This window comes from Rathayibacter sp. PhB1, assembly GCF_004362935.1.
Classification (GTDB): Bacteria; Actinomycetota; Actinomycetes; order Actinomycetales; family Microbacteriaceae; genus Rathayibacter; species Rathayibacter festucae.
Genome location: NZ_SNYD01000001.1, coordinates 66,584 through 89,473, shown reverse-complemented (window position 1 = coordinate 89,473; position 22,890 = coordinate 66,584). Strand labels below are relative to the sequence as shown.

The window sequence follows — 22,890 nt, the reverse complement described above, 5'->3', positions numbered from 1 at the left end:
GGACGCGAGATCGCGAGCCGAACCGGTGCCGCCGGGACCTCCGGCACGCGGAAACCGGCCCGGCACGCCGGAATCGCAGGACCCCGCGAGCCCGAGCCGGAATCTCGTGCCGAACCTCACCCCCGGCACCTCCGGCACGTGGGAAGACCCCCGGCACGTCAGAAGCACCCGATCCAGCGAGCCGGACGCCGGATCGCGAGCCGGACCGGCTCCGTCGAGACCTCCGGCACGCGGGAACCCGCCCGGCACGCCGGATCCACGGGTTCCAGCGAGCCGGAGGAGGAATCGCGAGCCGGACGAGCGCGTCGTCACCACGACCGCCGGCGCACGCGAGAAGCCGCCCGCGCACGCAGAAGGGCGGAGGAGCCGAAGCTCCCCCGCCCTCGTCCTGCCCCCTCAGCGGGCGCAGGCGGCGCTCTCAGCGCCTCAGGAGGCGTTCGCGAGCAGCGCCGTCCAGGCGATGTCCGCGAGCTTCGCCTGGCCCGCCAGCGACGGGTGGAAGTGGTCGACGTCCGAGATGTCGTCGGAGGTGACGTCGAAGTCGTGCAGGGCGCCCTGGTCGTAGACGCAGTTCGCGGTCGCCCCGCAGACGTCGGCGAGGACGTCGTTGTAGGCGTCGATCGTCGTCGAGACGTTGTCGCGGCGGGCCTGCGCGTCCGCGTCGTCCGACGTGGGCTGGTAGAGCAGCGAGTTGCAGTTGGAGCTGCCGCCCCAGCGCGAGACGGCCTCGGCGTCGGTCCGCTCGGTCTCGAAGAAGTCGAGCAGGTTCGGCACCGAGGAGACGAAGATCGTCGCCTCGGGAGCGCCGGTGGAGAGCGTCGTCAGCGCGGTCGTGACGTTGGCGCGGAAGGCGTCCGGCGTCGTGATGTCGGCGCTGTTCTTGCGGCAGACGTCGTTCGCGCCGATCAGGACGGTGACCAGGTCGGGAGCGGCGGCGACCGCCTTCTCGGCCTGGCCGGGCAGCTCGGCCGAGGTCGCGCCCTTCGAGGCGACGTTCTCGATCTCGGGCACGGCGCCGACCGACTCGCCGGCGCGGCGGGCGACCGAGTCGACCGTCTCGTCCTCGCCGGTGGTCCAGGACGCGCTGGGGCAGGGCTTGTTCTGCCCGCAGGCGGCCACGCCGACCGAGATCGAGTCGCCCAGCGCGGCGATCGAGCCGGCCGCGAAGGGCAGCTCGCCCGAGGCGGCGGGCTCGGTCGTCTCGGCGGGAGCCGGGGCGGAGGTGCAGCCGGCCAGCAGCGCGGCGGCGACGGCCACGACGGCGAGGACGCCGGCGCGACGGGAGCGGGTGGTGCGGGTCATGCAGTGCCTCCATCGGCCGGGGTGGTCTGCGCGGCAGGCGCGGCAGGGGTCGCCGGGCCCTTGGGCTTGGGCTTCCGGACCTGCTTCACGAACGCGAGGATCTGGTTCATGTCGCGGCGGTAGGCCGGGATCGCCATCGCGAGCGCCAGCGGCACCAGCGAGGCGAGTCCGCCGACGAGCAGGTGGACGATCGCGGGCAGGTCGGTGTACGCGCCGACGGCCCAGGCCGCGCCGAACATGAACGGCACGACGAGCGCGGGGCGCAGGACGGGCACGATCACGTCGGAGCCGCGCACGAAGGTGCCGCGGATCGCCAGCCAGAAGCCGGGCACCAGCAGCGCCAGGGTGGTGAGGCCGTAGAGCAGCGCGAGGCCCTCGACGCCGTTCCACCACAGGCCCACGAAGAACGAGCCGATGACGAGCGGGCGGGTGACCACGTAGTAGACCAGCTGGCGGTGCACGCGGCCGAGCGAGATGTAGATCCAGCCCTGCACGTTGCCGATGCCCTGCGCGATGCCCGCGATGGACAGCAGCGAGAGGATCGTCGCGGAGGAGGACCACTGCGGGCCGAGCAGGAGCTCGACGAGCGGCCCGGCCAGCGCCGCGAGGACGCCGAAGGTCGGCAGCGTGAGGTAGCCGATGACGAGCAGCGCGCCGCGGACGTAGCGGCGGTAGCGCTCGCCGTCGTCCTGCAGCGAGGAGAGCACCGGCAGCGCGACGCGGCCGAGCGGTCCGTTCAGCTGCTGCAGCGGCAGCAGGAAGAGCGAGTAGGCGCGGGTGTACTGGCCGAGCACGCCCGTGCCGAGCTGCGCGCCGATCAGCACGTTGTCGACGTTGCGGGCGAAGTAGTTGAGCAGCTGGACGCCGAAGATGCTGCCGCCGGTGGTGACCAGCGGGATGACCTCGCGCGAGATCTGCGGGCGGCCGAAGGTGGGCCGGGCCGCGACCCAGAGCGCGATGAACCGGTAGATCAGCGCGCCGCCCTGCAGCACGACGAGCGACCAGACGCCCCAGCCGAGGAACGCGGCGATGATCGAGCCGATCACGCCGACGAGCATCGAGACCACGTCGATCTGCGCCATCAGACCGAACTTCATCTCCTTCTGCACGCGCGCCTGGAGCGGCATGCAGAGGCTGTTGATGAAGAGCGTCGGCGCGACGGCGAGCGTCAGGACGACCAGCGCCTGCTCGTTGTAGATGCCGGCGATGAGCCAGGCGGAGGCGCCGATCACGATCGTGCCGACCACGCCGAGCGCGACCGACAGCCAGAGCACCGACCGCCAGACGGTCTCGCTCATCTTCTTGGCCTGGATGATCGCGCCGGTCAGGCCGAAGTCGCGGACCAGGTCGGCGACGCCGACGATCGCCGTGACGGCGGCGAGCAGACCGAAGTCGCTCGGCGAGAGCAGGCGCGCCAGCACGATCGTGGAGATCAGCTGGATCGCGGTCTTGCCCCACAGGCCGCCGAGGGTCTGGATGACCCCGCGGCTCGCCTTGTGCCCGAGGTCGGACTTGGGCGAGGCGGGCGGCAGGTTCGGCCCGTCCCCCACGGTCGGCGACTGCGCGATCGCGTCGGTCGCCAACGTCTCGGTGGTGTGCGCGGTGTCGTCGATCGCCGCCTCGATCTGGGCGTCGCTCGCGGTGGTGCCGTGGCGGGCGGAGGAGCCGCCCGCGGGGGTCGACCCCGTCACGCGCGCGTCGTCTCGTCGCGGTTCCATTCGGGTACGCCTCCTCGAGCGATGATCGACCGCGCCTCGAGGCGGGGTCGCAGATAGCCGTAGCAGTAGATCGGGAAGGCCGGCCACAGGGCGGGCCGGCGCAGGACGCGCTTCAGCAGCGCGACCGGGCCGCCGCCGCCGGAGCCGGCCTGCTCGGGCACGAGCCCGGAGGCCGCCAGCTGGGCGTTGCCGATCGCGATGCGGACGGTGCGCTTGATCTGGTTGCGCATCCGGCGCGGCGCCTTCACGGAGAAGGACCGGCCGGGGAGCGTCAGCCGCTCCTCGGGGGTGAAGAGCTGCTGGACGAAGCGGTCGTCCGCGATGATCTCGGGGAACGCGCCGAAGCGGCCGCGCCCCTCGGCCGAGAGGCCGTAGATCCCGGAGCCGACCAGGCCCGGGGCCCGGTAGTCGGACAGCTCCCAGATCGAGTAGTGCGCCCGGACGGGCCACGAGGCCCCGCGGGTGTCGACGCGGAACTCCGGCGCCGCGGCGAGCGGTCCGCCGGGGCGGGCCAGCTCGTCGCCGAGCGCCAGGAGCGTCTCGGCCGAGACCGAGACGTCCGCGTCCACGTAGATCCTCGGGAGGACCGTGGCGAGCTCGTCGGCCGCGTTGAGGCCGGCGATCTTCGAGGCCCGGGGCGTCTCCGCCACCAGGATCCGGGGATCGACGGCCCGGGCCACGGCCGCGGTGTCGTCGGTGCAGCCGTTCGCGCCGACCACGATCTCGAGCCGGCCCTCCGGGTCCCCGGCCACCAGGGCGCCGAGGAGCCGGGCGATCACCGCCCCCTCGTCGTGCGCGGGGATGACGACGCTGACGCGTGCGCTCACGACTCGATCTGCGTCGGCTTGCGGACGACGTGAGCGCCGACGTGCGAGCCGAGGGCGGGCTGCCCGACCGGGATGTGGGGGCCCCCGCGGGTGAAGGCGGAGACGTGCCCCGCCTCCTCCGGCGACAGGCGCCGGCGGGTCGACTTCCGTGGTGCCTCCGTGAGCACCCAGGCCCCGACGGCCAGGAGGATCCAGAAGAGCATGAAGGACTGGAAGAAACCGAAGGCGTCGTAGAAGTACGCGGCGATCGTGTAGCCGAGCAGCAGGACCGCGATCGCGAACGCGAGGCTCGCGTACTGCGGCGTGGTGGTGCTCTTGAACGAGTAGCGCAGAAGCATCACGATCGGGACGAGGAACAGCACGGCGAGGCCGATGACGCCCACGGCGCCGCCGTCGAGCAGCGTGCCCAGCCACTGGTTGTCGAGGATGAACGCGTTCTTGTCCTCGCCCACCACGATGCGGCTGCCGACTCCCGTTCCGAAGAAGGGGTGCTCCCGCACGATCGCCATGGCCGGCTCGAGGTCGGCCAGGCGGCCGGCGCCCGCCATGCCCGCGGAGGTGTACTGCGAGGCGATGAGCGCGTCCGGGTCGAGGAAGGACCCGATCATGTCCGTGAGGATCTTCGGGATCAGCACGAAGCCGAGGCCGAGCACCGGCACCATGCCCAGGAGCAGGTAGCCGCCGACCTTCGGCCGCAGGATGACCGTCAGCAGGAACATCACGCCGAGCGTGACGATCGCCGTGCGCGAGACCGCCGTGACGACGCCGAGCAGCAGGGCGAGGATCGTGCCGTAATAGATGATCCGGCGGTTGATCTCGTTGAAGGGCCAGCGGGCGTACTTCGAGAGGTAGATCGCGATCGGGATCATCATGGTGAACATGACGGCCAGTGCGATCGGGTGCTGCGACGAGCCGAACGAGCGGTAGCCGCCGGCCCGGTAGGCCTCCTGCTCGGCGCCGAGGCGCTCGAGCGGCAGGAACTTGTCGAGCATCGTGAAGACGTTCTGCTGCGTCGCGCGCTCGATGACCGCGAAGAAGGCGACGACGACGGCCGACCAGACCAGGAAGGTCAGGAAGGCCTCGACGAGCTTCTCGTTGCGCATCACGAGCCGGGCGACGAAGTAGACCGAGAGCATCAGCAGGTCGTTGACGATCGCGCCGGCGACACCGCTGCCGAGGGCGCCCTCGGAGATGAACTGCACGTTCGCGGCGATCGAGAGCAGGCTCGACGCCACCCAGATGCCCAGCGGCCAGCCGAACGCGGCCGGGCGCCAGACGAAGGTCGGGTCGATCATCAGCGCGACGATCGCCGCGACGACCATCAGCACGATGACGAGCCGGTACGGCTCCAGAGCGAAGCCGAGCGGGATCGGCAGCGCGTAGTAGCGCACCGGGATGAACATGATCACGCCGAGCAGGACGATGAACGCGCCGGTCCAATTGAAGACCAGCTTGCGCGTCAGGTACAGGAAGGAGATCCCGAAGAGGATCGCCCCCGCGTACAGCGGATTGAGGTAGTAGACCGCTGCGACGGCCACGGCCGCCAGCAGGACGGTCGACAGGACGGCGCGGACCGTGAAGGTCCGGCGGACGAGGATCTCACCCGCGTAGGGGTCGTCGTTCCCGGGGACCCCGAGCGGGGTCCCCTTCAGCGTCGGCGTGCTCATCTGCTGCGACCGCCTCAGGTGGCGCTGCGCTTCCCGGAGGAGGCCAGCTCACCCGGCCCGGCGGTGTTCTCGGGGGCGGTGCCGAGGGCGGCGGGGCGCTGGCCGTTCTCGGACGCGGTGCCGGTCAGGGCCGGGCCGCGCCGGAAGGACTCGCCGCGGCGCTGGTTGCCGCGGTTGGCGGTGACGCGCTCCCGCGAGATGCGGATGTTGTAGAGGATGAAGGCGAGCGCGATGAACGCGAGGAAGACGCCGAGACCGGTGATCGCGATCGGGATGATCGGGTTCGACCCCTCCTGCTCGACGGCCGCACCCTGGTCGGTGGTCTGCAGGGTGACGCGGAGCTCGGGGGCGACGCCCTGGGCGTCCTGCTGCGCGGTGATGTAGCCCTGGAAGATCTGGGTCGCGGTCTGCGAGATCAGGACGGCGCGGGCCGGGTCGGTCGACTCGCCGACGATCGAGAGGATCGGGAGGCTGAAGCGGCCCGGGTTCTGCTCGGTGCCGGCCGGCTGGGTCGTGCGGCGCACGGCGCTGAGGGCCTCGGTCGGCGCGAAGCCGCCGATGGCCTGCTCGACCTGGGTGCGGATCTCGGAGCCGCTGACGATGTACGCGTAGATGACCGCGGTGTTCGTCAGGTCGTTCTGCTGGGCCTCGGACTGGCCCTCGGTGAGGGTCTGGCCGGGCTCGACGGCCTGGAGCGGGTTCCGCGAGCCACCGCCGAGCAGGATCGTGGTGTCGGAGCGGTACGCCGACTCGGCGCGCGAGACGATCTCACCGTCCTTCACGGTGTAACCGGCGACCATGGCGGCCAGGACGGCGACCACGAGGCCGACCGCGAGGAGCCATTTGTAGCTCCAGAGCACTCGAAGGTAAAGGGGGACGGACATCTCGGTCTCGACTTCCAGACGGCGAGGTGTGGTACCTCGGGGCGACGCGCCGCGTGCTCGGAGGTCGCATTGCTGCTGCAATCGTTGGAGCAACGCCTCCGTCCATCACGGCGGTGATGGCGGAACGGGTTTTGCGGCTGTCGAGGTGTCGACGGAGCCTGGTGCGAAGGGCGGTTTCGGAGCGGTGCGGTGCTGCTTTCGCACCGGCCTTCGGGCATGCCTCGATGGGGCCGGAACGAGCACAGAACCGGGACCCCACGAGTGCGGTGCCCCGACACACTCATTGTGACCATAACCCACGGCATGCGGATGCCGGAAGTATTGCGGCTGTGTTAAGTCTGCGGGAGCGACGACTCGCCGAGCCGGGAGTGGACTTGCGTTCCTCTCAGGTGGTCGAGGATGGTGGCTATCGTTCATTCCTGAGCGCGCCGCCCTCACGACAGGAGACGCATGGATGATGAGCACCAGTGCTCCACCACTGCCGCAGGCCCACCCGACCATCGAGACGACCCCGAGCACGACCGCACCGACCGCGACGCCCGTCCGCTGACGAGCGTCGCCTCCGGCGCGCCCGCCGGGGCACCGCTGTCGATCCTGTACTCGTTCCCGCACGGCATCGGCTCGCCGGGGATCGGCTGGACCGCGCTGCAGCAGGTCCGCTCGCTCGTCGCCGCGGGGCACCGCGTCACCGTCGTCGCCGCCTCGATCACCGAGTCGCTCGGCCCGGTCGCCCGCGCCGTGACGACCCTCACGGTCGGCGGCGTCCGCCTCCCGCACCGCCTCTTCGGCCGCAGCCGCTCGATCGCCCACCACGACCGCGTCACGGCGCGGATCCTCGCCGAGGGCGACTACGACGTCGTGCACGGCTGGCCGTGGGGCTCGGCCCGGACCTTCGACGAGGCCGCCCGCCAGGGCGTGCCCGCGGTCCGCGAGGCCCCGAACACGCACACCGCCCACGCCTTCGAGGTCGTCGCCGAGGAGTACGAGCGCCTGGGCATCACGCCCCCGGTCGGCTCGCCGCACACCTACAACGCGGTGCGCCTGCGCCGCGAGGAGCGCGAGTGGGCGTCCGCGACCGCGATCCTCGTCCCGTCCGCCTCGGTGGAGCAGACCTTCCTCGAGAAGGGCTTCTCGCCGCGCAAGCTCCTCCGCCACCGCTACGGCGCCCTGGTCGACACGACCCGCAGCTTCGATCCCGACCCGCGCGACGAGCCGGACCACGTCTTCACCGCGGTCTTCGTCGGCCGGATCGAGCCGCGCAAGGGCCTGCTCTACGCGCTGCAGGCCTGGCAGCAGTCCAAGGCGAGCAGCACCGGCCGCTTCCTGATCTACGGCGACTTCACCCCGGGCTACCAGGAGCGCCTCGCCGGGCTGCTCGAGCAGCCGAGCGTCGAGCTGCGCGGCTTCACGGGCGACGTCGCCGGGGTCTTCGCGAGCGCCGACGTGCTGATCCTGCCGACCATCGAGGAGGGCAGCGCCCTGGTCACCTCGGAGGCGCAGGCCGCCGGCTGCGTGCCGCTGGTCTCCTCCGCCGCCGGGGCCAACCTCGAGGACGGCATGCAGGGGCTCGTGCACGAGCCGCGCGACGTCGAGACGCTCACCGCGCAGATCGACCTGGTCTCCTCCGACCGCGCCCTGCTCGCGCGGATGCGCCGGGCCGCGCTCGACAACCGCGGCAACCTGACCTGGGAGCGCGCGAGCATCGACCTCGTCGCCGCCTACCGCGCCGCGATGGTGCTCGTCCGCGAGGACCTGGCGGGCACGGGCTCAGCCGCTACGGGCTCCGCCGCCGACTCCGACGACCGCTCCGACCAGCCGAGGACAGACACGCCGTGAACCCCTCCGTCCTCACCCCGGGTGACGTCTCGATCATCCTGTGCACCCGCGAGCGGCCCGACATGCTCCGGGAGGCGCTCGCGGCGATCGCCGCCGGCACCGACCCCGAGGTCGAGGTGATCGTCGTCGACTCCGCGTCGACCGACTCCCGCACTCGCGAGGTCGCCCTCGCCGCGGGCGTGCGCTACGTGCGCACCGACACCAAGGGCCTCTCGATCGCGCGGAACCTCGGGCTCGACTCGAGCGACCGGCCGATCGTGGTCTACACGGACGACGACTGCTCGCCGACGCCCGGCTGGATCGAGGCGCTGCTGCGCGCCTTCGAGGAGGAGCGGGTCACCGTGGCGACCGGGCGGATGCTCGACCACACCCTGGTCGACACGGACGTGCCGCCGACGGACCGCATCGTCTACCGCTCCGCCGTCCGCGGCCTCGACGCGGGCCACGGCGCCGTGATGGCCTTCCGCCGCGACGTGCTGCAGACGCTCGGCGCCTTCGACGACACCCTCGGGGCGGGCCGCTACCTCGCCGGCGCCGAGGACCTCGACATCTTCTGCCGCGCCCTCGCCGCGGGCGGCACCGCCGTCTTCGTGCCCGACAGCGTCGTGCTGCACGTCAACACCCGCAACCCCGTCGCCTACCGCCGCCTCATGCGCGGCTACGGGCTCGGGCTCGGCGCGCTCGTCGGCAAGTGGTGGCGCCTGTCGCCCAAGGTCGGCGCGCGGCTCACCGCGACCCTCGCCGTCCGCAGCGGCCGGCGCCTGGTGCGCTCGGCCCAGCGACGCGGCCGCGGCGCGAAGGACGAGCTCGCGATGGTCGAGGGGATCCTCCGCGGCTACCTGCGCTCGCGCCACCTCCGCCTCTCCGGCTCGACCTTCGTCGACGAGTACCCGCCGACGCCGATCCGCCTGCCTGCCACCCCGGCCCAGCCCGGCACGGCGCAGGCGGACCCGGCTCCCGCCGGCACCCCGAGCTGACCGCTCCCCTCCTCCGCCTCCGACCAGGGAGCACCGCCATGACCCGACCCCCTCGCCCCACCGGGCGACCGCACGCCGAGCCGCTGCGCACCCTCGACGAGAAGTTCGTCTCGAACGCCGTCGTCTACGAGGTCGCCCGGCCGACCGGCTCGATGATCGTCGACGGCGCCCCGTTCCGCCGCGCGGACGGCTCGCTCGACCGCGACCTCGTCTACTCGGCCTGGGAGGCGTTCATCCGCACCTCCCCCTCGGTGCGGCAGCGGCTCGCCCGCGCGCCGCTCGGGCTGTTCACGCCGTCCTGGGTGTCGGTCGACACGATCGACGTCCGCGACCACGTGCGCTTCCACCCGGGCGTCGTCGAGTGGGACCCGCGGCACGTCGAGCTGCTCACCGGTGCCTTCAACGGGCCGATGGATCCGAAGGGCCCGCTCTGGGACATCCTCGTCATCGAGCTCTCGACCGGGCAGCTCGGCTTCGCGGTGCGCATCCACCACGCGCTCGGCGACGGGATGTTCGGCCTGGTGCTGATCCAGGCGTTCACCTCCGGCGAGCCGATCGAGTTCCCGGCGTACAGCCGCGCGCCGATGCGCTTCCCGGACGACCCGCGGCCGCCCCGCGGACCGCTCTCGCTGACCCTCGCCGCCCGCCGCCAGATCGCGTCGACGCACGCGTCGCTCGCGGACGAGTGGACCGAGTGGAAGCGCAAGCCGCTGAAGAAGCGGATCACCCGCGTCGGCGGCCGCAACATCCGCTCCGCCCGCGACTGGTGGATCCGCCGCTCGGGGCTGCTCGAGCGCAGCATCAAGCCGCGCGACGCCGCGATCCTCACCGTGGACCTCAAGACCGCGAAGGCGGCGGCCCGCGCGGCCGGCGGCTCGGTCGCCGACCTGACCGTCGCGCTCGCCCTGCACGCCTTCGCCGCACTGCACCCCGAGCGCGCCGAGATCGCGACGCTCGTGCCCGTGTCGCCGCGCCGGGACAAGAACGAGGTCAAGCGCAACCACGTGTCGATGGTGCGCGTCGCCGTGCCGGTGTCGCTCGGTCTCGCGGAGACGGTGGCGAGCGTGCGCGAGCAGGTGCAGCTCGCCGTCGAGACCGGCGAGAGCGGCATCACCCGCGGCCGGAAGGACTGGCAGGGCTACGCGTCCTACCTCCCCGTCTTCCTGCGCCCGCGCTGGTTCGGCGGGGCCGAGCTGGCCTCGATGACCCTCTGGCCGGTCACCGAGCCGGACGACGAGGCCGCGGTCTTCGCGAGCTCCTTCGCCAAGCGGCTCGACATCGCGATCTCGGTGCGCTCGGACCTCGACGCCGACCGCTTCATCGACTCCATCGCCGCCTCGCTGACCGAGATCGGCGCCCCGGTGATCGACCCGCTCGCCGAGCAGACCCCCGCCGGATCGCCGGACGACCACGAACCGAACGGAGCCGGCCGATGAGCCAGGGCGGCGGACCGCTGCGCACCCTCACGAAGGTGCGCACCTACCTGCAGGCCGTGCGCCTGCTGCACTTCCACGCGTACAGCCACGCGGACCAGGTGCCGCGGCTCACCCGCGGCGCCGACGTGTCGTTCGCACCGAACGTGTCGTTCCGGAACGCCGAGCGGATCACCCTCGGCGCCGGCACCCACATCGGCGAGAACTCGCTGCTCTGGGCCGGCAACAGCACCGGCCGGATCACCCTCGGCGCGAAGTGCCTGCTGGCGCCGAACGTCACGATCACCGCCTCCAACTACAGCATCGTCCAGGGCACGCCCGTGATGGACCAGCCGAAGATCGAGAAGGACATCGTGATCGGCCGGGATGTCTGGCTCGGCGCGAACGTGGTCGTCGTCGCCGGCGTCACCATCGGCGACGGCGCGATCGTCGGCGCGGGGGCCGTGGTCACCAAGGACCTGCCCGCGAACTGCATCGCGGGCGGCGTGCCCGCCAAGGTGATCGGGCAGCGACCGGAGGCCGACCGTGCCTGAGGCCGTGGACACCAGCCTGGCGATCGTCGTCGTCAGCTACAACACCCGCGAGAAGACGCTGGCCTGCCTCGCGTCGATCCCGCTCGGCGACGCGCCGACTCCCCCGCACATCATCGTGGTCGACAACGGCTCCGAGGACGGCAGCGCGGAGGCGATCCGCGCCGCGCACCCCGAGGCGACCGTGATCGAGGCGGGCGACAACCTCGGCTTCGCCCGCGGCGTGAACCGCGGCGTCGCTGCGGCGACCGAGCGCTTCGTGCTGCTGCTGAACCCCGACACCCTGGTGCTCGAGGGCTCCTTCCGCGCGCTGCTCGAGTTCGCCGTCGCGAACCCGCGCTACGGCGTGTACGGCGGGCGCACCCTCCGGCCCGACGGCTCGGTCGACCCCTCGTCCTGCTGGGGCGCGCCGAGCCTGTGGTCGCTGCTGACCTACGCGACCATGCTCTCCACCGCCTTCCGCGGCAACCCGCTGCTCGACCCGGAGTCGCTCGGCGGCTGGCAGCGCGACAGCGTGCGCGAGGTGCCGATCATCACCGGCTGCCTGCTGCTGATGCCGCGCGAGGAGTACGAGCGGGTCGGCCGGCTCGACGAGCGCTTCTTCCTCTACGGCGAGGACGCCGAGTTCTCGATCCGCGCTCGCCGCGCGGGCCTGCGCCCGGTGATCGTGCCGACCGCCGTGATCGTGCACGACGTCGGCGCCTCCACCCGCGACGCGGCGACCGCCGGCAACTCCGGCCGCAAGATGTGCATGGTGATGGCCGGCAAGGCCACGATGATCCGCCTGGCGTGGAAGCCGCTGCCCGCGCGGATCGGCATCGCGCTGCTCCAGGCCGGCGCGCTCGTGCGCACTGTGCTCGAGACCGCGACCCGCCGCAAGCGCCGCGCCTGGACCGAGGTCTGGCAGCGCCGGGCCGACTGGCGCGTGGGCTACCCGGAGGCCGAGCGCACGCTGTTCGGCCGGGTGCCCGGCACCGGCGCGGCGGAGGTCACCCGATGATCCCCGGCGGGACCCGCACCCTGCGCGGCCGCCTGCGCACGCGCGTGCGCGGACTGCTCTCGGGCGAGGACGCCCGGAGCCGCCGGCTGCGGGTCGAGGCCGAGCCGGCCTTCCGCACCCGCTACGCGAACCCCTACAACGCGCGGCTCTACACGGCGATGACCGCCGAGGGCGTGCTCGTGCGCGACCTCTCCTGGCTGCGCCTGCTCGTCGCGAAGGTCGACGTGGTGCACCTGCACTGGCCGGACCTGACCTTCCTCAGCGGCGTCCGCCGCTACCGGATCGTCGCGCGGCTGGTCTTCTTCTTCGCCTTCCTGCGCGTCGCGCGCCTGCGCGGCACCCGGCTGATCTGGACCGCGCACAACGTCACCTCGCACGAGGAGCGCGGCACCCCGTTCCTCCGCAACTGGTACCGCCGGCTGCTGACCGAGAACCTCGACGCGATCGTCTGCCTCTCGGAGGAGGGCGTGACCGCGATGCGGCGCTCCTACCCCGAGCTCGCGGCGGTGCCCGCCTTCGTCACCCCGCACGGGCACTACCGCCACGACTACGACTTCTCCGCGACTCGGGCCGAGGCGCGCGCCGAGCTCGGTCTGGACCCGGACGCGCGGCTCGTCGTGTCGGTCGGCCAGATCCGGCCGTACAAGAACGTGCCGACGCTGATCGAGCGCTTCCGTGAGCGCGAGGACGACGGCACGCTGCTCGCGGTCGCCGGCAACCCGGCCCGCGGACCGCTGCGCGGCGTGATCGAGGAGGCGGCGGCCGGCGATGCGCGCATCCGGCTCGAGCTGTCCTTCCTCAGCGACGAGCGGATGGCGCTCTGGCTGCGGGCGAGCGACCTGGTCGTGCTGCCCTACTCGGCGATCCAGAACTCCGGCTCGGCGATCCTCGCGGTCTCGGCCGACCGGCCGGTGTTGGTGCCCGACCTCGGCGCGATGCACGAGCTGGCCGCGCTGGTCGGCCCGGACTGGGTGCGGCTCTACGACGGCGCCTTCGACACCGCCGCCCTCGACGGCGCGCTGGCCTGGCTCGACGAGCGCGCGGTGGCCGCCGACGCCTCCGCGGACCTCTCCGCGCTGGAGTGGGACGCCATCGCCCGCGCGACCATCGACGTCTACCGCCGCGTGCTGCGCGCTCCGCGCCCGCGCTGAGCGGCGCGTGTCTCGATACGCCCCTGCGGGGCTACTCGACCAGCATGTTCCGCGCATGCTGATCGAGCGGCTCGCGCAGCGGCCCCGCTCGAGCTGATCGAGTAGCCCGCGCAGCGGGCGTATCGAGATCCACGCTCCTCCACAGCCCCGCCCATGGAACCAGCGCACTGAGAAATCACGAAGAGTAGTGCATCCCGAACCTGGGACCGCTAGCTTGGGCTCCTGATCCCCTTGCACTCCTCCGTCGGCCGTTCCCAGCGTCCGTCGGTCGTCGGTCACCGCAGCCCGGCGAGCCCTCCGGTTCCCCCGCCCCGCCCGCCGCACAGAAACACAGGACCTTCGTGATCCCTCGCTCCACCCCGTCGCGCCGCCCCGCCGGCCGACTGCGCCGCTTCCTCGCGGCCACCGCCACCGCCGCCGTCGTCACCGCCGGTCTCGTCGGCGCCGCCGCGCTCCCCGCGCAGGCCGCCGAGTCGGCGCAGACCGGCGCCGGCCGCTACGTCGTCACCGTCGACTCGAAGGCCGTCTCGACGACGCTCGCGAGCGCCCTCGGCCTCTCGCTCGACGCGTCCTACGGCGGAGGCGTCTCCGGCTTCACCGCGACCCTGACCGCCCGTCAGCACGCGATCCTCGCCGCCGACAGCCGCGTCCTCGGCCTCTCGCCCGCCGACCAGGTGGTCGAGGGCCAGGCGCAGACCATGCCCTCGCACGTCCTGACCGCGGAGGCCGACAAGGCCCCGGTCAGCGCCGGCGACGGCGTCACCAACTGGACCGGACCCGCCGTCGCGGTCATCGACTCCGGCGTGAGCGCGCACCCCGACTACAACCTGGCCAAGCAGGTCAACTGCTTCGGCTCCGGCACCGCCGAGGACGCCAACGGCCACGGCACCGGCGTCTCCGGCTACATGACCGCGCTCGACAACGGGTCCGGCACCGTCGGCATCGCCCCCGGCGCGCCGGTCTACTCGGTCCGCGCGCTCGACGCGAACAACAAGGGCAGCATCTCGACCCTGATGTGCGCGCTCGACTGGGTGTCGCAGAACGCCGCGACCTACAACATCAAGGTCGTCAACATGTCGCTCGCCACCAACGGCGTCGACGACGGCAACTGCGGGCGGACCAACGGCGACACCATCCACCAGGCGGTCTGCGACCTCGTCGCGAAGGGCGTGACCGTGGTCTCGGCCGCCGGCAACTCCGCCGCCGACCTGTCGGCCTACATCCCCGCCGCCTACGACGAGGTCCTCGCCGTCACGAACTTCGCGAACTACGACGGCAAGCCGGGCTCGCTCGCGGCCGTCCCGTGCTCGAACGTGACCACCAAGGACGACAACTACACGCTGAACAGCAACTTCGCCTCGCCCGCGGACGCCGGTCACACCATCGCCGCGCCCGGCACCTGCCCCTACACGACCAAGAAGGGCAACACCTACGCGTACATCCAGACCGGCACCAGCATGTCGACGGCCGCCGCCTCCGGTGTCGTCCTCGACTGCCTCGCGGCCGGCGGATCCTGCGTGGGCAAGAGCCCCGCGCAGGTCATCGCCCAGGTGGTCGCCCAGGCCAAGTCGGCCACCGTCGACCGCGGCCGCACCTTCGCCGGCGACCCGACGCGTCCCGTCTCCGGCCGCTACTACGGCTACGGCGTGAGCACGATCCCGGTGGGCACGGTCGTCACCCCGACGCCGACCGCGACGCCCACGCCGACCGCGACGCCCACCGCGACCGCGACGCCGACCGCCACGCCGACCCCGACCGCGACGCCCACGGCGACCGCGACGCCGAAGCCGACCGCGACGCCCACGGCCACGCCCACCGCGACCGCCACGCCGACGCCGACCGCCACCGCGACGCCGAAGCCGACCGCCACGCCCACCGCGACCGCGACGCCGACCCCGACGCCGACCTCCGGCGCCGACACGGTGAAGCCGCAGGCGAAGATCGTCTCGCCCGCCAGCCAGACGACCGTGACCGGCACCGTGACCCTCGTCGCCAACGCGAGCGACAACGTCGCGGTCACGAGCCTCGCCTTCTGGTCCGGCTCGACCAAGCTCGGTGACGGCGTCAAGCAGGCCGACGGCAGCTGGTCGCTCACCGCGAACAGCAAGAACTGGCCGAACGCGACCTACGCCGTGGTCGCCCGGGCCACGGACGCCGCGGGCAACGTGGGCTCCAGCGCCTCGATCACCCTGGTGATCAAGAACTGACCCGCTCCGCCTGAACGGCCCGGCTCCCTCCTCGGGGGGGGGGAGCCGGGCCGTTCGCATTTCCCACGGGGCGGTCGCGGCGTCAAGGGCGGGCGCTCCGGCGGCGCGGTCCGTAGCGTCGGAGGCGCGCGGTCGACCTCCGTCCGCGCGGAGAGGCAGTCATGAGCGACACCCAGAACGGCCCCGTCATGGACGGCGCTGAGGACGCGAGCAACGACGACAAGCTGAGCGGCCTGATCGAGCAGGTCGACCACGACCACGGCGACGAGGGCGCGGGCGCCATGGCCGACGCGCTCCGCGACCGCGCCGACGAGACCGACACCGAGATCACCTCCTCCGACGAGACGGAGACCCGCACCGAGACGGAGTAGCGCCGCCGGTCGAGCAGCCGCTGCATGCTGGTCGAGCAGCCCCGCAGGGGCGTATCGAGACCCACCCTCACCAGCTCGGCGAGTCTGCAGACTCCTGTTCCGGCGCCGGTGGATCTCGATACGCCCGCTCCGCGGGCTACTCGATCAGCATGGTGCGGCCCGGCCCTCCGCTGGTCGAGCAGCCCGAAGGGCGTATCGAGAGCCACCCTCGCCCCGAGGGCGGTCCATGCTGGTCGAGTAGCCCGAAGGGCGTATCGAGACCCACCTTCGCCGGGACATCCGGCGGCGAGCCTCCTCTTCACCCCCGCGTCGACCGCCACCGGACGATCACCTGGACGACCCCACCGGAAGGCGGGTCAGCACTCGGGTGCAGCCGGGATCTCGGTCGCGCGGGCCGATTCCGCCGTCCGCCGCGCACCGTCCACCCGCCCATCCCCTCCGAGAGGCAGCCGTGCCCGACGCTCTCCTCGTGCCGCTCCTGCTCGCCGCGCTCGTCACCAACGGCCTGGCGGCGGGCTTCTTCTACGCCTTCGCCTGCGCGGTGATGCCGGGCCTGAGCCGGACCGACGACCGCGCCTTCGTCAGCGCGATGACCGCGATCAACGCCGCCGTGCAGAACCCGCTGTTCGCCCTGTCGTTCGTCGGCAGCGGTCTCTCCTCCGCCGCCGCGCTGGTCGCCGCGCTCGCCGGCGGCGCCGGTGCCGCGACGACCAGCGCGGTCGCGGGGGCCCTCGCCCTCGCCGTGCTCCAGTACGTCGTCACCTTCGGGCGCAGCATCCCGCTCAACCTGCGACTGGACCGCGCCGCCGGCGGTCCGCTCTCCGACGCCCGGCGCGGCTTCGAGCGCGCCTGGGTCCGCGCCAACACGGCGCGCGTGCTCGCCTCGGGTGGTTCGCTCCTCCTGCTCGGGATCGCCCTCGCGACGACCTGACGGCCGCGCCGTCGATCCGCGAGTCCCTCGACTCCCGGAAGACGGCAGTCTGGTGAGCACCACCCCGATCCAGGAGAGACACCATGACCGCACCCCGCCGCGCCCTGATCCTCGTCGACGTCCAGCTGGAGTACTTCGCCGGGCCGCTCGAGATCCGCTACCCGCCGCACGCGACCTCGCTGCCCGCCATCACCGCCGCGCTCGACGCCGCCACGGCCGCCGGTCTGCCGATCGCCGCCGTCCAGCACAGCAGCGGCGAGGGAGCACCCGTCTTCGCACCGGGCACCCCCGGCTTCGAGCTGCACCCGGAGATCGAAGGCCGCCGCAGTGATGAGTGGAAGTCGATCACCAAGCGGTTCGGCACCGTCTTCGCCGGCACCGACCTGCTCGCCTGGCTGCGCGAGCGCGACGTCGACACGATCACCCTGGTCGGCTACATGACCAACAACTGCATCCTCGCCTCGGCGGCCGAGGCCGAGACGCACGGCCTGAAAGCCGAGGTGCTCTCCGACGCCACCGGTGCCATCGCGATCTCGAACGCCGCGGGCTCCGTCGACGCCGAGACCGTGCACACCACGCTGCTCGCCCTGCTGAACTCGAACTTCGCGGCCGTCGCCGACACCGCGACCTGGACCGACGCCCTCACCTCCGGCGAGCCCCTCCCTCAGAGCGACCTCGGCAGCTCTGCCGTCGCGGGCGCCGCGCTGCCGCCGCGCTGAGACCTCGGTTCGACAGGACCTCGCTCAGCGCGACAGGAGGAGCTGCAGCGTCACCTTGCCCGGGTTGAAGGGGCTGGGGTGCTCGCAGTAGACCGTGAACGGGACTCCGCGGGCGTCGCGCTCCGCCCAGTCGACGACCTCGAAGACGTCCCGCGCGCCGGTGATCCGGATCTCGTCGACCCTCGTCTCCGTCTCGGCGAAGTAGACGCGGTAGACGGGCATCGTCACCTCGGCGTCGACGTCACGCGGATCCACGGGGCTAATGTGCATCGTCCCGCACCTCTCCTTCTCGTTCCGTTCAGCGTCTCAGAGGGCGCCGCGATGGGCGTCCGCGGCGCGTCAGCGGTCCGGTGGGGGCGGGAACGGGCGGGTCGAGCGCGGGGCGGCCGGGGGCAGGGCTGCGCGGGCGCGGTGCAGGGAGACGGCGGTGAGCAGGACGCGGGTGCGGGCCGGGGAGGCGTCGAGCGGGCCGATCAGGGACTCGATGCGGGCGAGGCGGTCGTAGAGGGTCTGCCGGCCGATGCCGAGGGCGGCCGCGGTGGCGGTCTTGCTCCCCCAGTGCGACGCGAACGACTCGAGGGTCGCGAGCAGCTCCGGCCGACCGCGGCGCAGCGGGCCGAGCACCTCCTCCACCAGAGCATCCGCCTCGGGGTCGTCGCGGAGCGTGCTGGCGAAGCGCTCGAGCCGGTGCAGCCGCGCATCGACGACGCCGCTCTCGGCGCGGGTCCATTCCCGCACCCCGCGCACCTCCGCGAGCTCGCGCGGCACCCGCGCCACTGCGTCGGCCCCGCTGCCCACGCAGACCAGCGCGGCCGCCCCGGCAGCGGGCGGCCACTCGCCGAGCAGCAGCGCCCTCGCCCGCTCCCGCGCGGCGGAGTCCGCGAAGGCCAGCAGCGCGAGCAGCTCGCCGCCCGCGACGCAGATCACGCTCGCGGAGTCCGCGGACCCCCGCACCGAGCGGTCGAGCGCGGCGCGGACCGCACGGAGGGTGCGCTCGTCGTCGCCGAAGTCCGCCCAGACACCGAGGAAGCACTCCCGGCCGCCGACGCCGAGCCGGCCGAGGAGCGCGTCGATCTGCAGCTCCGCGCTCGGGTCGGGGCGCGCGGACGGCGCCGTCGCGACCGCGAAGAGCTGCGCGGTGAGCCGCTCGCGCGCGGTCGGCGGCCGCCGCCGGAGCAGGGCGATCGCGAGCACGTCCGGCGCGCGGTCGAGCGCGACGGCCACGCCGTGCAGGTCGGCCTCGTCGTGGGCGCGGAGGTAGAGCGTGCCCAGCAGGGAGTCGCCGGCCCGCAGCACCCCGGACGAGGCGCCCGCGGTGCGCGCGGTGTCGACGCCGCGGCCGGGATGGGCGCGCACGATCTCCTCTCCCGCCGGCGAGACGAGCGCGGCACTGGCGCCCGTGGCGCTCGCGACGACCTTCAGCAGCTCGTCGATCCCGGCGTCCGCGGCCGCCGCCTCGCCGAGAAGTCCGGACACTCTGTCCGCCACCCGCAGGCTCCGGAACTTCTGCTCGGTGAGCCGGGTGTTGATGCTCTCGCAGACCTGCACGAACGGCACCCGCCGGGGCAGCGCGAGCACGGCGAGCCCGAGGTCGTCGGCCGCGGCGACGAGCGGAGCCGGGACACTCGGCAGCCGCTCGGACAGCTCGACGGCCAGGGCGCCGATACCGGCCGTGACCAGGGATTCCACGTAGCGGCGGCACTCCTCGGGATCCTGGTCCGAGGAGAGGTTGACACCCTCCATCAGCAGCAGCTCGCCGCCCAGGAGGAGCGGCGCGACGTCGAGCTGCTCACTGGCGTGCGCCCAGCGGATCGGCACCCGCGCGGCGGCCTCCCCGCCGGCGACCACGACCGGTCCGGCGGCCGCGAGCAGCGGGTCGAGGAGCGCCTCGGACAGCGGGATCACCATGCAGAACGTCCTCTCGCGTCACGGCGAATTTACACGGCGAGGCGGCCGCGGAAACCGCCCGCCGGGAGGGTGGACCCCGACCCGCCGCACTCCTCCACAGCCGCTCATCCGCAGCGCCGTCCACCGTTCCCCGCTCCGCCTCCCCGCTCCACCTCACGCTTCGAGAGGATCCACCCATGAGCTCCGACACCCTGCACGGCACGACCGACACCGAGGACGCGCTGACCCCGCTCCCCGAGAGCCGTCGCAACGCGCGCCTCGACGGCCAGTTCTGGATCTGGGCGGGCGCCAACATCGCCCCGATCAACTGGGTCCTCGGCGCGCTGGGCGTGAACATGGGCCTCGGCCTCTGGGACACGATCACCGTCCTCGTGCTCGGCAACGTCGTCGGCATGGCCGTCTTCGGCTTCTTCGTGCTGCTCGGCCAGCGCACCGGCGCGACCGGGATGCTCGTGGGCCGCGCGGTCTTCGGCCGCCGCGGCAACTACGCGCCCGCCGTGATCCAGGCCGTCGTGGTGATCGGCTGGTGCGCGATCAACACCTGGATCGTGCTCGACCTGGTGATCGCGCTGCTCGGCTCCGTCGGCCTCGTCGATCCGGAGGCGGCGAACATCGGCTGGAAGGTCGCGGTCGCCGCGGTGATCATGGCGATCCAGGTCGCGATCTCGTTCCTCGGCTACAAGGCCATCGCCGCGTTCGAGCGCTGGACCGTGCCGCCGACGCTGCTGGTGCTGGCCGTGATGTCGATCGTCGCCTGGTTCTTCCTCGACATCGACTGGTCCTACGCCGGCCCGGCCGAGGGCGCCCTCACCGGCGGCGACCGGATCGCGGCGATGTCGATCGTGATGACCGCGATCGGGATCGGCTGGGGCCTGACCTGGCTCGCCTACGCGGGCGACTACTCCCGCTTCGTCAGCCCCCGTGCCTCGCGCCGGAAGCTCTACTTCGCCAGCGTGCTCGGCCAGTTCGTCCCCGTCGTCTGGCTGGGCGTGCTCGGCGCGACGCTCGCGACGAAGAACGGCTCGGTCGACCCCGGCCAGCTGATCGTGGAGAACTTCGGCGCCCTCGCGATCCCGGTGCTCCTGCTCGTGGTGCACGGGCCGATCGCGACCAACGTGCTCAACATCTACTCGTTCGGGATGGCGACCCAGGCGCTCGACATCCGCCTCGGCCGCCGGACCCTCAGCCTGATCGTCGGCGTGCTCGCCTTCGCCGCGTCCGTCTTCTTCGTCTTCCAGGACGACCTGGCGACCACCCTCGACGCCTGGCTGGTCGGCCTGGTCGGCTGGGTCGCTCCGTGGGGCGCGATCGTGCTGGTGCACTACACGGTGTTCGAGCCGCGGGTGCGCTCGTTCGGGCACCTCTTCGCGCCGGTCGGCTCGCCGCTGCTGCCGGACGTCCGCTGGCGCGCGCTGCTCTCCTTCGCGATCGGCGCGACGCTGACCTGGCTGTTCATGAACGGCTCCGTGCCCGCGCTGCAGGGGCCGGCCGCGACCGCGCTCGGCGGCGTCGACGTGTCCTGGCTGGCCGGCGGCGTCTCAGCGGGGCTCGCCTATCTGCTGCTCGGCCGCGGCGACGCCGCGTCCTGGGTGCGGAAGCGCGAGGCCCTGGAGCCGGCCGCGCGCGAGTCCGAGCCCGTCCTCGGGTAGCCGGCCGCGTCACTCCGCCCGCTCCTCTTCTCCCGCACCCCCCGCTCCCGCACCACCCTGCTCCTGCACCACCGCATCACGAACGGAACCGCCATGCCCCTCCTCATCACCGACGCCGCCGTCATCACCATGGACCCCGTCTCGGGCGCCGTCCCGATCACGGCGAGCATCCGGATCGTCGACGACGTGATCACGGCGATCGGCCCGGGGCTCGAGCCCGAGCCGGGCGACGAGATCCTCGACGGGCGCGACCGCCTCGTGACGCCGGGCTTCGTCAACGCGCACACCCACTCGTGGGAGTACCTCTACAAGGGACGCTACGACAACCTGCCGCTCGAGCTGTGGATGCTGCTGTCCTATCCGATCCTCGGCGACAGCCGCGTCGCTCCGGACCTGATCCGGCTGCGCTCGTCGCTGTTCGCGCTCGAGTCGCTGAAGGCGGGCGTCACGACGCTCGTCGACGACGTGCTCGAGAACCCGGACCAGGACGCGGCGCAGCTGGCGGCGGTGTTCGACGCCTACGACGAGATCGGGATCCGGGCGAACATCTCCGGCCACGTGATCAGCAAGCCGTTCTTCGAGACCATGCCGTTCCTCGAGGAGTACCTGCCGGCCGAGCTGCTCGACTCGGTCCGCGGGGCGGCCCGGCCGACCACCGAGGGCTACCTCGACTTCAGTCGCACCGCCTTCGCCACCCAGCACGGGCGGGGCGGCGGACGGCTGCGCTACATGGTCGCGCCCTCGGCCCCGCAGCGCGTGGGCGCCGACCTGCTGGTCGGGGCGACGGAGCTGGCGCTCGAGCACGACGCGGAGTGCCACATCCACGTCCTCGAGACCAAGACGCAGCTGGTCACCGGGGAGGAGTTCCACGGCTCGACGCTGGTCGAGTACATGGCCGGGATCGGCGCCCTCTCCGCGAACACGACCTTCGCGCACGGGATCTGGCTGACCGACTCCGACATGGCGTCGATCGCGGCGGCGGGCACCTCCGTCTCGCACAACCCGATCTCGAACCTCAAGCTCGGCTCGGGCATCGCGCCGTGGCGCGCACTGCACGAGGCCGGGGTGAACCTCGGACTCGGCACCGACGGCTGCTCGAGCAGCGACTCCCCGCGGATGCTCGACGTGATCAAGGCGGCGGCGCTGCTGCACAAGGTGACCGATCCGGACCTCTCGTCCTGGCCGACGGTGGCCGAGGTGCTCACCGCGGGCACGATCGGCGGCGCGCGCAGCGCCGTGCTCGGCGACGTCACCGGGAGCATCGAGGTGGGCAAGCAGGCCGACCTCGTGCTCTTCGACCTCGAGACGCTCGCCTTCACTCCGCGCCAGCGCCTGGAGAACCAGCTGGTCTACTCCGAGAACGGCTCGTCGATCGACACCGTGATCGTGGCCGGGCGGGTCGTCGTCGCGGGCGGCGAGTCGACGACGGTGGACGAGGCGGCGCTGCGGGCCGACCTGGCGGCGCAGCTCGGCGACATCGTCGCCCGGCAGGACGCCCTCGACCGCTCCAACGGCGTGCTGACCGAGCCGTTCCACCGCATGTACGAGCGGGCGATGCGCCGCGACGCCCCGATCGACCGCTTCAGCGGGAGGCGCCTGGTCTGACGGCACTTGATCTGACGGCGCTCGGTCTGACGGCGCTCGGTCTGACGGCGCTCGGTCTGACGGCGCTCGGGGTTACGGCGACGGTGCCAACGGCATGCATCTTCGGCTCGTGGAACCCCCTCCGGCGCGCAGAACGTGCGCGGTTCCGCGAGCCGGACGCGATGTCGCGAGCCGA

General features: G+C 72.6%; 19 protein-coding genes. 12 read left to right on the top strand and 7 right to left on the bottom strand.

Annotated features, from left to right (window positions below):
• Positions 1-426 precede the first annotated feature (426 nt).
• Genes EDF17_RS00405 through EDF17_RS00385 form a run of 5 tightly spaced genes read right to left on the bottom strand, consistent with a single transcriptional unit; the run spans position 427 to position 6,398 of the window.
• Positions 427-1,302, bottom strand: a complete 876-nt coding sequence (locus tag EDF17_RS00405; protein WP_123444658.1) for a GDSL-type esterase/lipase family protein — start codon at positions 1,300-1,302, stop codon at positions 427-429.
• Complete coding sequence (locus EDF17_RS00400; RefSeq protein WP_123444657.1) at positions 1,299-3,020, bottom strand: lipopolysaccharide biosynthesis protein; 1,722 nt, start codon at positions 3,018-3,020, stop codon at positions 1,299-1,301. Before EDF17_RS00400 ends, EDF17_RS00405 begins: the two co-directional genes overlap by 4 nt.
• Positions 2,990-3,847: a glycosyltransferase gene (locus EDF17_RS00395; protein WP_123444656.1), complete on the bottom strand. Its 858-nt coding sequence runs from the start codon at positions 3,845-3,847 to the stop codon at positions 2,990-2,992. Before EDF17_RS00395 ends, EDF17_RS00400 begins: the two co-directional genes overlap by 31 nt.
• Complete coding sequence (locus EDF17_RS00390; protein WP_123444655.1) at positions 3,844-5,514, bottom strand: O-antigen ligase family protein; 1,671 nt, start codon at positions 5,512-5,514, stop codon at positions 3,844-3,846. The genes EDF17_RS00395 and EDF17_RS00390 overlap by 4 nt, the downstream gene beginning before the upstream one ends.
• A 14-nt stretch (positions 5,515-5,528) precedes the next feature.
• Complete coding sequence (locus EDF17_RS00385) at positions 5,529-6,398, bottom strand: hypothetical protein (protein WP_133671811.1); 870 nt, start codon at positions 6,396-6,398, stop codon at positions 5,529-5,531.
• Between the two features lie 450 nt (positions 6,399-6,848).
• On the opposite strand from EDF17_RS00385, the gene EDF17_RS00380 reads away from it, so the two are divergent.
• The 10 genes from EDF17_RS00380 to EDF17_RS00335 all read left to right on the top strand — a co-directional run bounded on the left by EDF17_RS00380 (position 6,849) and on the right by EDF17_RS00335 (position 17,553).
• On the top strand, positions 6,849-8,234 hold the full coding sequence (locus EDF17_RS00380; protein ID WP_123444653.1) for a glycosyltransferase family 4 protein: 1,386 nt from the start codon (positions 6,849-6,851) through the stop codon (positions 8,232-8,234).
• Positions 8,231-9,211: a glycosyltransferase family 2 protein gene (locus tag EDF17_RS00375; protein WP_123444652.1), complete on the top strand. Its 981-nt coding sequence runs from the start codon at positions 8,231-8,233 to the stop codon at positions 9,209-9,211. Before EDF17_RS00380 ends, EDF17_RS00375 begins: the two co-directional genes overlap by 4 nt.
• Positions 9,212-9,249: 38 nt before the next feature.
• Positions 9,250-10,647, top strand: a complete 1,398-nt coding sequence (locus tag EDF17_RS00370; RefSeq protein ID WP_123444651.1) for a wax ester/triacylglycerol synthase domain-containing protein — start codon at positions 9,250-9,252, stop codon at positions 10,645-10,647.
• Positions 10,644-11,177, top strand: a complete 534-nt coding sequence (locus EDF17_RS00365) for an acyltransferase (RefSeq protein WP_123444650.1) — start codon at positions 10,644-10,646, stop codon at positions 11,175-11,177. The genes EDF17_RS00370 and EDF17_RS00365 overlap by 4 nt, the downstream gene beginning before the upstream one ends.
• 4 nt (positions 11,178-11,181) lie before the next feature.
• The gene (locus EDF17_RS00360; RefSeq protein ID WP_166649564.1) at positions 11,182-12,174 is read left to right on the top strand and encodes a glycosyltransferase family 2 protein; all 993 of its coding nucleotides are present in this window, start codon (positions 11,182-11,184) and stop codon (positions 12,172-12,174) included.
• The gene (locus EDF17_RS00355; protein ID WP_123444648.1) at positions 12,171-13,325 is read left to right on the top strand and encodes a glycosyltransferase; all 1,155 of its coding nucleotides are present in this window, start codon (positions 12,171-12,173) and stop codon (positions 13,323-13,325) included. The genes EDF17_RS00360 and EDF17_RS00355 overlap by 4 nt, the downstream gene beginning before the upstream one ends.
• A gap of 341 nt (positions 13,326-13,666) precedes the next feature.
• Entirely contained in the window at positions 13,667-15,532 is a 1,866-nt protein-coding gene (locus tag EDF17_RS19665; protein ID WP_166649563.1) for an Ig-like domain-containing protein, read from the top strand.
• 161 nt (positions 15,533-15,693) lie between these two features.
• A complete protein-coding gene (locus EDF17_RS00345; RefSeq protein ID WP_123444647.1) occupies positions 15,694-15,903 on the top strand; it encodes a hypothetical protein in 210 nt (69 codons plus the stop codon).
• A gap of 451 nt (positions 15,904-16,354) precedes the next feature.
• The gene (locus EDF17_RS00340; protein WP_208110554.1) at positions 16,355-16,834 is read left to right on the top strand and encodes a DUF1772 domain-containing protein; all 480 of its coding nucleotides are present in this window, start codon (positions 16,355-16,357) and stop codon (positions 16,832-16,834) included.
• Positions 16,835-16,917: 83 nt separating this feature from the next.
• Positions 16,918-17,553 (top strand): isochorismatase family protein, encoded by a 636-nt coding sequence (locus EDF17_RS00335; protein ID WP_123444646.1) that lies wholly within the window; start codon positions 16,918-16,920, stop codon positions 17,551-17,553.
• Between the two features lie 24 nt (positions 17,554-17,577).
• Here EDF17_RS00335 and EDF17_RS00330 read toward each other — a convergent pair whose 3' ends face one another.
• Together EDF17_RS00330 and EDF17_RS00325 are read right to left on the bottom strand one after the other, a co-directional pair.
• Positions 17,578-17,808 (bottom strand): hypothetical protein, encoded by a 231-nt coding sequence (locus EDF17_RS00330; RefSeq protein ID WP_123444645.1) that lies wholly within the window; start codon positions 17,806-17,808, stop codon positions 17,578-17,580.
• A gap of 84 nt (positions 17,809-17,892) precedes the next feature.
• Complete coding sequence (locus EDF17_RS00325; RefSeq protein ID WP_123444644.1) at positions 17,893-19,461, bottom strand: PucR family transcriptional regulator; 1,569 nt, start codon at positions 19,459-19,461, stop codon at positions 17,893-17,895.
• A 176-nt stretch (positions 19,462-19,637) separates the two neighbouring features.
• On the opposite strand from EDF17_RS00325, the gene EDF17_RS00320 reads away from it, so the two are divergent.
• Together EDF17_RS00320 and EDF17_RS00315 are read left to right on the top strand one after the other, a co-directional pair.
• Positions 19,638-21,110, top strand: a complete 1,473-nt coding sequence (locus tag EDF17_RS00320) for a cytosine permease (RefSeq protein WP_123444643.1) — start codon at positions 19,638-19,640, stop codon at positions 21,108-21,110.
• A 93-nt stretch (positions 21,111-21,203) separates the two neighbouring features.
• Entirely contained in the window at positions 21,204-22,715 is a 1,512-nt protein-coding gene (locus tag EDF17_RS00315) for an amidohydrolase (RefSeq protein ID WP_123444642.1), read from the top strand.
• The last annotated feature ends 175 nt before the right edge of the window (positions 22,716-22,890 follow it).

What these genes read in the sequence shown, in the direction of transcription:
- EDF17_RS00320 (WP_123444643.1), top strand. Translation starts at nt 19,638, where the DNA reads ATGAGCTCCGACACCCTGCACGGCACGACCGACACCGAGGACGCGCTG.
- EDF17_RS00365 (WP_123444650.1), top strand. Translation starts at nt 10,644, where the DNA reads ATGAGCCAGGGCGGCGGACCGCTGCGCACCCTCACGAAGGTGCGCACC.
- EDF17_RS00325 (WP_123444644.1), bottom strand. Translation starts at nt 19,461, where the DNA reads ATGGTGATCCCGCTGTCCGAGGCGCTCCTCGACCCGCTGCTCGCGGCC.
- EDF17_RS00315 (WP_123444642.1), top strand. Translation starts at nt 21,204, where the DNA reads ATGCCCCTCCTCATCACCGACGCCGCCGTCATCACCATGGACCCCGTC.
- EDF17_RS00370 (WP_123444651.1), top strand. Translation starts at nt 9,250, where the DNA reads ATGACCCGACCCCCTCGCCCCACCGGGCGACCGCACGCCGAGCCGCTG.
- EDF17_RS00335 (WP_123444646.1), top strand. Translation starts at nt 16,918, where the DNA reads ATGACCGCACCCCGCCGCGCCCTGATCCTCGTCGACGTCCAGCTGGAG.
- EDF17_RS00400 (WP_123444657.1), bottom strand. Translation starts at nt 3,020, where the DNA reads ATGGAACCGCGACGAGACGACGCGCGCGTGACGGGGTCGACCCCCGCG.
- EDF17_RS00405 (WP_123444658.1), bottom strand. Translation starts at nt 1,302, where the DNA reads ATGACCCGCACCACCCGCTCCCGTCGCGCCGGCGTCCTCGCCGTCGTG.
- EDF17_RS00385 (WP_133671811.1), bottom strand. Translation starts at nt 6,398, where the DNA reads ATGTCCGTCCCCCTTTACCTTCGAGTGCTCTGGAGCTACAAATGGCTC.
- EDF17_RS00355 (WP_123444648.1), top strand. Translation starts at nt 12,171, where the DNA reads ATGATCCCCGGCGGGACCCGCACCCTGCGCGGCCGCCTGCGCACGCGC.
- EDF17_RS00390 (WP_123444655.1), bottom strand. Translation starts at nt 5,514, where the DNA reads ATGAGCACGCCGACGCTGAAGGGGACCCCGCTCGGGGTCCCCGGGAAC.
- EDF17_RS00380 (WP_123444653.1), top strand. Translation starts at nt 6,849, where the DNA reads ATGGATGATGAGCACCAGTGCTCCACCACTGCCGCAGGCCCACCCGAC.
- EDF17_RS00345 (WP_123444647.1), top strand. Translation starts at nt 15,694, where the DNA reads ATGAGCGACACCCAGAACGGCCCCGTCATGGACGGCGCTGAGGACGCG.